Source organism: Microcystis sp. M53598_WE2, assembly GCF_030067735.1.
Lineage (GTDB): Bacteria > Cyanobacteriota > Cyanobacteriia > Cyanobacteriales > Microcystaceae > Microcystis > Microcystis aeruginosa.
Genome location: NZ_JASJFE010001032.1, coordinates 1 through 7,993, shown reverse-complemented (window position 1 = coordinate 7,993; position 7,993 = coordinate 1). Strand labels below are relative to the sequence as shown.

Here is a 7,993-nt window from a genome sequence, read left to right as displayed (position 1 = left end):
CTTCCCTTTATCCTTAATTTCCGTCAAACCAATAATATACAAAAGCTCATTATAAAAAGGCTTATTTAAAGTATTACTGTCATTAACAAAAGGTAACTTAAGTAAATGTTCTGGCGAAAGAATCTTGTAAATATCAAGCAAATCTAAATTTTCCAGATCTCGCAGATCAAAATGGGTAAATTTAATTTGCTCAATAACTTTAGTGATCGCTGGTTCGGCAATTTGTTGATAGAAAAAATCCGTTTTCGTACTACTCAGTCTCCCTTCTTCAAAATCGCAAAACTGGTTAACTAGAGCCTTATTAGCAAAAAACAACTCCTCAAAAATCTTCGCATCGAAAATAAACCATTCATAAATATTTGTCACGATCAAGTGTTTAATCTCAAGATTTTTATCCGTCACCCTTTCGCGGAGAAAATATAAAACTAACTGCTGAAAAGCCTTAGTATTGAGATGATCCAGTCTTGGCATTTCTGCATTTATTGTCCGAGTAGGTTTCTTAGTCTCAAAAATGACCCCCACTGGACTTTTAACATCCTGGTTATTATGAATCACCAGATCAATGCGATCTTTTGTATTGATAAAATAGCGATCAGCATAATAGGTATTTTTTAAAAAATCTATCAGCAAATTTTTATTAAACTCTTCCGACTTTTTGCTGTCACATTGGTCCAACAAGCGCACCAAATTAGCTCGAAAAACCTGAATTGTTTCAGCATCAGGCTTGATTTTTAAGTACACCCGATTTAAGGCTTGCTTGAGTTCTCGCTTATTGACAATCATAAAAATTTACCTCTAGGGAAACTACCGACTAATTTTATTATAAGTAGGGAGGCACAATTATTTGTAGGATGGGTTAGCGGTAGGACTTAATTAGTCGTCGCCGGCAACTTGTCGAGATGCGGACTGCCGAAAAGAACCGACGGGAACGCGCTCGCGGTAAAGCTCGATATCGAAGTCCATCTAGAGTATCTCGATAACTGCCTTGAAAAACTCAATCAAGAAATTGAGGAATTGACCCAAGCTAACCAACAATGGCCCGAGAAAGTCATGGTCAAGTAATTTCTACTACTCTCGTCTCCGACTTACCAGAACTCGGTCAATTAACCGCCAAACAAATCTCTCGCTTAGTTCCTAGAGATTCACACTTTTTGTTATCTCTAATCAAGGGTTGCGCTTGCTTTGGTTTAACCTGAGCAGCTTAGCTTTTGCTGCGCTTTTTTCCGGCTTGAGATTTTGAGTTTTACGGCAACTGCTTGAGTTTTTTTTTAAATTCCCCCTTGACCATCAAGACAGTCGCTACACTATACTCGTTGTCAAACAGCCAAGTTATGGTTCACAATTGTGTCATTTTATGGGTAAATTCACAAACTGTCACAACCGTTAGTGAAACTTGATCAATCTTTTTCTAACATAAAAGAAAGAGAAATAAAAATGGGGTGATTGAGATGTTTTTAAGCTATCTAGGATTTATCGGATTTTGTGTGATTTTTGGAGCCTTAGTCTTACTAGCTTTTGGAATTTTACAATGGTTGCACATCCCGTCAGGAAATTTAATCGATTGGTTGATTGGGATCGCCAGTTTTTGGTGGTTGTTAGTAATTGTGACTGTTCCTTGGAACATTTATTTTGATGCCCAGGAAGTCATCGCAGAAGCAGCAATTTCTCAAGAAAAAAATATTCCCGTAGATCGGAAACAAGTTGATTATGTTAAGACAGTAGCGCGTTGGTCAATTCGGCTCGCAATCGCCTTACATTTGCTGTCAGGAATTGGACTTTATACCTTAGCAGCAACGGGAATTAGTGCAGTAGGATATGTGAGTTCCGGTGCAACTTTATTATTGACAGCTTTACGTCCGGCGATTCGGGCTTATCAATATTTAGCCGTGCGTTTGTCAATGATTCGACAACAGATTAAGTATCCCAGAGAGGATGTAGTAGAGTTGCGCGTTCGCGTCTCTAATTTAGAGGCTAATGTGGCAATAATTAGGGAAAAACTCGATACAGAAGCAAATATACAGCAACAAGAAGTCAAAATAACTCGCCAAGAATTAGCCCGTCTGAAAGCCTTACTAGAAAAATTAGAAGCTAAAAATCAGGTTGAACATGAAACCTTATCTCAGGAAGCACAAAATGCGATCGCACAACTGACAGAAGACAGTCAATTTCTCAATCATGTACGAGAGATTATTCGCTTTTTCAAGACAGCTTAGATGAGATTAATTTCTTAAGAGATCTAACCAAGGCTGAAACCCTTACTGTTCCCTGTTCCCTTGTCTCCACAGTTAACTTTAACTTTACCTTTAAGTGGTCGGACAAAAGTAAAGTTAACCGTGGGAGTCAGGAGTCAGGAGTCAGCAAGAATTGCCAGAATTACATTTCTTAAGACAGACGAGAGAATTTATGTCCGACTACTTATCTGATTACTTATGTCCTTTCAAGAGAAGCGAATCATCCCCATAGAAATCGTCAATCCCAACTCGCCAGCCGAACTTTTACTAGCTCTCAATCAATGGCTAGAATTAGAGTTGATTGCCGACAAAAGACTAGAATTAGCAATAAATGCGAGAGAAAATTCAGTTCAAGAAACCCTCGCTCTGACAATAACCACCAGCGTCCCTATAGCTAACTTTTTAGAAGGTTTGGGGCAATGGCAAGAGCGAGGCTGGCTGACTGCTTCTCAAATCCGGGTTGTTATAAGAGTGAGAGCTTCCCATCCCCCTCTACTACAAGGTTTAGAACAATGGCTCCAATTAGGATTACTTGGGGAATCTCAAGTCAAGCAACTGTGTCGGGAAAACCTCTCCTGTGTCATGCCTATACTGACAACTGCCCCTACCAGAGAGCCGCTGCCAGACCCCATCTCCTCCCAGCCGCCTCCCCCACCCGCGCTACCTTCTCGACGGCCAGAAGCTCCCCGTAGAATCCCGCCACAGCCGCCAACATCTCCTCGACGGCAGGAAACTCCCAGTCAATTCGGACAAATGTTACAGTCTCTGATGGCAGAATTGAGCGTCCTCTGGCTGCTGCTGTTGGGAGTCTTCATGGTGGTCATCTCCTCTGGTGTCCTCGCCGCCAACTTTTGGGAAAAATTCTCAACCGCCGGACAGTATGGGGTGTTGTGGCTTTATACTTTAGCTTTTTGGGGAGCCAGTTTTTGGAGTAGCCAACAGCCGCGCCTGCGCCTGACCAGTCAGGCTTTGCGCCTGGTTACTCTGTTGCTAGTACCGATGAATTTTCTGGCCATGGATAGCTTGGGCTTGTGGCGCAACCCTCTAGCCTGGTTGATTGTGGTAGTGGCTGCCCTTTCCCTTACCGCCGTAACAGTTCAACTATTCCGGGGGAGGTACGGGGGAACTGGCCCGGCAGGATTTTCTCAAAGTCTGCCGAATCACTTGGGATTGAGCTATCTGCATTGGGGATGGGCAATTGGGGGTTTTCCCTTGCTGGCAACTTACTTGGGAGTGGTAGGAACAACTTTGATCTCCCTTTCCCGTGTTCCTGAAGGAGCCGGACAAGAAGCAGCATCAAGGAGAGAAAGATTAGCCCCTTTTAGCTTAAATGAGGCAATTGTCGTCTATGGGCTGGTTATCCTGCTGGTGCGGGCAATTTTTATCGCTCAGGTAGAGATTAGCCAATTGGGGCTGGCTGTGGGGATTTGCGGCTGGTTAGCCAGTTGGCAGACCAGACAATCTGTTTCCTTGTGGCAGCGTATCGGCGGTAGCTTGCTGCTGCTAGGTTGGTTACTGTCGGTGGGTGAAACACCTTGGCAAGCCCTAGCAGTGAGTGGTTTATCACTCCTGTTTTTTGCCCGACGCATCGGTTACTCCTGGCGGAAGTTCGACTTGGCAGCAGCCTTGCTGATTGGGTTGCAGGGGTTGTGGCTGGCTTGGCGCTTACTTCCAGACACTTTCAGGCAAGGGGCAATCACCTTGGGGACTGGTTTAACTGGCGCTGAAGCTACCCCTTGGGCGTTACTAAGCTTAGTTTTCTTTCCTTACCTAGTCTTAATCCTATTCCTGACAGATTGGTTCTCCCAATTGGGCAAGCGGGAATTAGCCTCTTTTACCGGCTCGATAGCCTTGTTCTGGGGAACAACCTTGACCTTTTGCTCCTTAGTCAATCCTGCCTTGAGGACGCTCAACTTGGCAGCTTCAACCCTGGCGTTAGTAATTTTCAGCCAACGGCAAGTCAAACTAGCTTCCCTTCAAGAGATTTCCCGCCGTTTTCTCTCCCTGGCCTATCTCACTCACCTAGCTGGCTTGCTCACCCTAATTTTGGCGATTGACTGGGGATGGCCAAGGTTGAGTTGGGCAGTTTGGGGCGTGATTTTAATCATGCTGGCGGTGCTGGAATTGGCATTCAGCGTGAAACAGCCCTTTCCTCCTACTTCCTTGCTCCATCTCCTACACCACACAACTTGGAAGCTGGGACTAATCTTGGCTGGGCTATCCTATGGCTTGTTTATCCTCAATCAGGTGGCAGTTTTCGCCCAGTTGACCTCTGTGTTGGAGCGCCCGCTTATGGGGCTAGAGTGGGGCTTAGTCTGGGGTTTGGCTCCCCTGGCCCTGACTGGGGTGGGAACTTGGAATCTGGCTCGGCGGGAAGTTGCCAGTTGGTTGAGTATAGACGCTTTAGCCCTGTGGCAGTGGCTTATCTTAACAGCCCGACCCCCGCAAGGGTTGGAACCAGGAATTGCCTCAATTAGCTTAGGGATAGCTACAGGATTGATGTTCGTCAATAGCCGTAACTTAGAGCAGGTAGCAGCAGCAGCGATTACCGTAGGTTTTGGCTTGAGTTGGCTGGCACTGTGTTTGTGGGATGGCAGTTTTGGTTGGGCATTGCGGCAAGAAGCAAGCTGGCTGTTGGCAGGGGTAATTACTGCGACAAGCTTGTGGATTCTCCGCCAATGCTTAAGGGCATTACCGAATAATTTGGCGAGAATTTATGCCCAGGTTAGCGATGGTTGGGCAACTTGCCTCTCCCTCCTGATGTTATTGGCGCTTTCTGGTAATGTCCTTAATTCTCCAGACGGTAGAGAAGCGATCGCCACTTGGCTGCTGATGGGGGCGACAGCTTATCGCAGTTGGCAACCCTCGCGCCAACCTAACCTAGTCATTTGGTTGAGCATCTCAGTCCTGCTAGTTGCCCAAATTCCCACCTGGGTAGGGGAAGAAACTCGTCTCGTCACCCTGGCGATCGCCACTGGTTTGATGTTCTTTCAGACTCATCGCCTACAAAAATTAGCAGCGGCTGCCATCACGGTCGGCTTGTCCTTGGGCTTGAGCGTTGCCTTACTAGAGAGATTGCCTCTCCCTGGATTAGATTGGCTGTTGGCGGGGGCAATCGCCCTTATCCCCCTCTCCCTCTGGCTGTTGCGCTATTGGTTGAGCCAGCGTACTTCTGCACTTGCTCTCCTCTATGCCCGCGCCTGCGATGGCTGGGCAATTGCCCTCTGTAGTCTGGAGTTAGTCGCCCTGACTCTCCATTCTCTAGCCGTTTACTCGGATTGGATGGCTGCCTCGAGCCTTCCTGTCCTAGCGGCTGCCCTGACTTTAGGGGCGATCGCCTATCGAAGCTACCTCGAGCCGAGTAACTGGGGCATCTACGGGGTAGGCTGGAGCTTGGAACTGTTCACCATCGAAGTTCTCAACCTAACTAAGCAGTCTTTAATTGCCCTAGCGATCGCCAATATTCTCTTGGGATTGCTTACCCAACTGTTGGGAGATTGGTGGCACAGAGATCACAGGCGGGAAATGCTCAATAGCTGGAATATCCTACCCTTGCTCTATGGGGCCCTAGGAGCGGCTCTGCGTTGGGGATTTTTCAGTAGTTGGACTGGCTTGAGTTCTCTGGGACTGGTACTGATTGCCATCGGAGTTGGGCGGCGCTCCCCGGCAGGGAAGCCCTTGTTGTACCTGGGAATTGGCGGGATCTCCATCTCAGCCTACGAGCTATTGTTTTATCAAATTGCCGACCTGTCCCAAGGCGATCAATTTTTGGCAATGGCAGCCCTGGCCGCCAACTTGGTTTACGGCTATCGGTTGCTCTCTCCCTGGTTGGCTGGCTACTTGCATCTGACGGCCTCAGAATTGAAGTTGGTTGCCCACCTGCACTGGGCTTTGGGCAGTTGCCTGTTACTAGGGGCTTTATTCTATCCCGTTGCAGTCAATCAACTGTTGGGATTGGCAACCGGTATCTTTTTGACTCGTTATGCTATCTGGCAAGGGCGCAACCATCCTGACCAGGCGATCGCTGAAATCTGGGTCTATCTGGGTATTCTAGAAGCCACTGGGATTGGGGTTTATGCTGCCAATACTATTCCTCCGATGGAATTCTTCTCTCAATACCTAGTTTCTTGGTTGGGAGTAATCACCTCTGGGGTGGCTGTTTTCACCTATCTGCTCCCTTGGCGGCTTTGGGGCTGGCCGCCTCGTCCTTGGCAATTCCTCGCTCTTGTTCTTCCAGGACTCGCCCTTGGGGGCAGTTTAGACAAGCTCAATCCCCTAAGTTTGCTGGTGGTGGCTGGATTCTATGCTTGGCTGGCTTGGCTGCGGCAGCAACCCCGGTGGCGCTATCTTACCCTCTTGTTAGTGAATTGGGCGATCGCCCTTTGGCTGGCGGATTTCTCTCTGGCAACTCCCTTCGCCTACAGCAGTCTTGTCGGATTGTCTATCCTCTGTCTTGTCTGGATAGAACCTACCTGTCAGGGGAGGCAAGGCAAATCCTTGCGCCACCTGCTTCGCCTCTTGGGAACAGGCATTATTGCTAGTGCGGCTCTCTGGTTTCATCATCAGACGGGAATCCTGCCTGGCATCCTCAGTTTAGTGGCAATTTTTGCCGGATTAGCCTTACGAATTCGCGCCTTCCTCTATCTTGGCACTTTTACTTTTGTGGCTAATGCTTTCTATCAGTTGGTAATTTTGATTTCCCTTTATCCTCTGCTTAAATGGATTATCGGATTGCTGGTGGGGGTTAGCTTGCTCTCAATTGCTGGCAATTTTGAAACTCGCCGTACTCAATTAACTAGCTTGCTGCAAAATTGGCTCAGAGACTTACAGGAGTGGGATTGACATACTCCCACCGTCACAGCCTAACTTGACGGGGGGAGTATGTCACTGTTGTAATGCTTTTAAGAAGCGTCCCATAGTGGCAAATAAACCGGACTTTTTGGCTTTATTAGCAGGATTAGAACTATCATTAGGAGTATTACTAGAAGCTTTCAGAATCAGATTTTCTAAAGCTTCCCCCATGGGTTTAGTGGATTGTTCGGAAATTAACTCGTAACCGTCTTCTTTTTCGAGCCAAACTTGCCACAAAGAAGGATAGGAACGATACACGATCGCTGATTCCAAGGGACGAAAATAATAACAACTTTCTAGGGTACTTAAAAATCTTTCTCGCAATTGTCGGGCTGCGTAACCGATACCCACTACCGATACATCTTCCAATTGGGGAATCAGAAGAACCACGGGGCGATCTTCGGCCAAGTTACAGAGTTTTTCTACGGAATTAATCTCCACCGAGGAGGGACAAACAACTAAAAACGCTTCATCTTCGGGCTTAATTTTGTTTTCGATGGGAATAAAACGACTACCTAAATCTCCCAGTTGAAAAACTGTTTCTCCCCAATCCCGTCGGGCTAACATGGCGGCCCCGGTATCGGGAAAAATTACCCTTAAACCAGAACCATAACTGTCAAAAATAGAGGCAAAATCAAGGGCTAAAGCTTGCGCTTGTAGAGCAATTTCTGGGATAACTAATTCCACTTGTATGCGTCTGTCTCCCGATTCTAGAGCCAGTTGGGTGGCGGCTTTCGCTTGCAGGATCGTTTCTTCTAGGGAATTGGGTAGGGTCATTTCAGTTATCAGTTATCAGTTATCAGTGACTACCACTGGTCGTCGGTGGCTTAAAATCAGAAAGATTTTAATTTTTATAAAAGGTAGGGTTGATTCATGAATGAACCCTACGTCCTGTAGGGGCGAAGCATTCG

4 protein-coding genes and 1 pseudogene are annotated in these 7,993 nt (G+C 46.9%); 3 read left to right on the top strand and 2 right to left on the bottom strand.

Going from position 1 to position 7,993, the window contains the following annotated elements; all coding sequences use genetic code 11:
- Positions 1-783 (bottom strand): DUF7149 domain-containing protein (locus tag PX636_RS21220; RefSeq protein WP_502882913.1); only part of this gene is annotated, 783 nt, incomplete at its 3' end.
- An 83-nt stretch (positions 784-866) separates the two neighbouring features.
- Here PX636_RS21220 and PX636_RS22975 point away from each other — a divergent pair.
- From PX636_RS22975 to PX636_RS21205, 3 genes and pseudogenes are all read left to right on the top strand, one after another.
- Positions 867-1,133, top strand: a pseudogene (locus tag PX636_RS22975) (IS110 family transposase); the annotation flags it as partial.
- A gap of 315 nt (positions 1,134-1,448) precedes the next feature.
- Positions 1,449-2,213, top strand: coding sequence for a hypothetical protein (locus PX636_RS21210; RefSeq protein WP_288118729.1), 765 nt, complete (start codon positions 1,449-1,451; stop codon positions 2,211-2,213).
- Between the two features lie 216 nt (positions 2,214-2,429).
- On the top strand, positions 2,430-7,073 hold the full coding sequence (locus PX636_RS21205; RefSeq protein WP_288118728.1) for a hypothetical protein: 4,644 nt from the start codon (positions 2,430-2,432) through the stop codon (positions 7,071-7,073).
- A 42-nt stretch (positions 7,074-7,115) separates the two neighbouring features.
- Here the strand turns inward: PX636_RS21205 and PX636_RS21200 are convergent, their stop codons facing one another.
- Positions 7,116-7,859 carry a DUF1995 family protein gene (locus PX636_RS21200; RefSeq protein WP_125730874.1) on the bottom strand — a complete coding sequence of 248 codons (744 nt, stop codon included), beginning with the start codon at positions 7,857-7,859 and terminating at the stop codon, positions 7,116-7,118.
- Positions 7,860-7,993: the final 134 nt, after the last annotated feature.

Excerpts from the sequence above, each read along its gene's own strand:
- PX636_RS21205 (WP_288118728.1), top strand. The coding sequence starts at position 2,430 with ATGTCCTTTCAAGAGAAGCGAATCATCCCCATAGAAATCGTCAATCCC.
- PX636_RS21200 (WP_125730874.1), bottom strand. The coding sequence starts at position 7,859 with ATGACCCTACCCAATTCCCTAGAAGAAACGATCCTGCAAGCGAAAGCC.
- PX636_RS21210 (WP_288118729.1), top strand. The coding sequence starts at position 1,449 with ATGTTTTTAAGCTATCTAGGATTTATCGGATTTTGTGTGATTTTTGGA.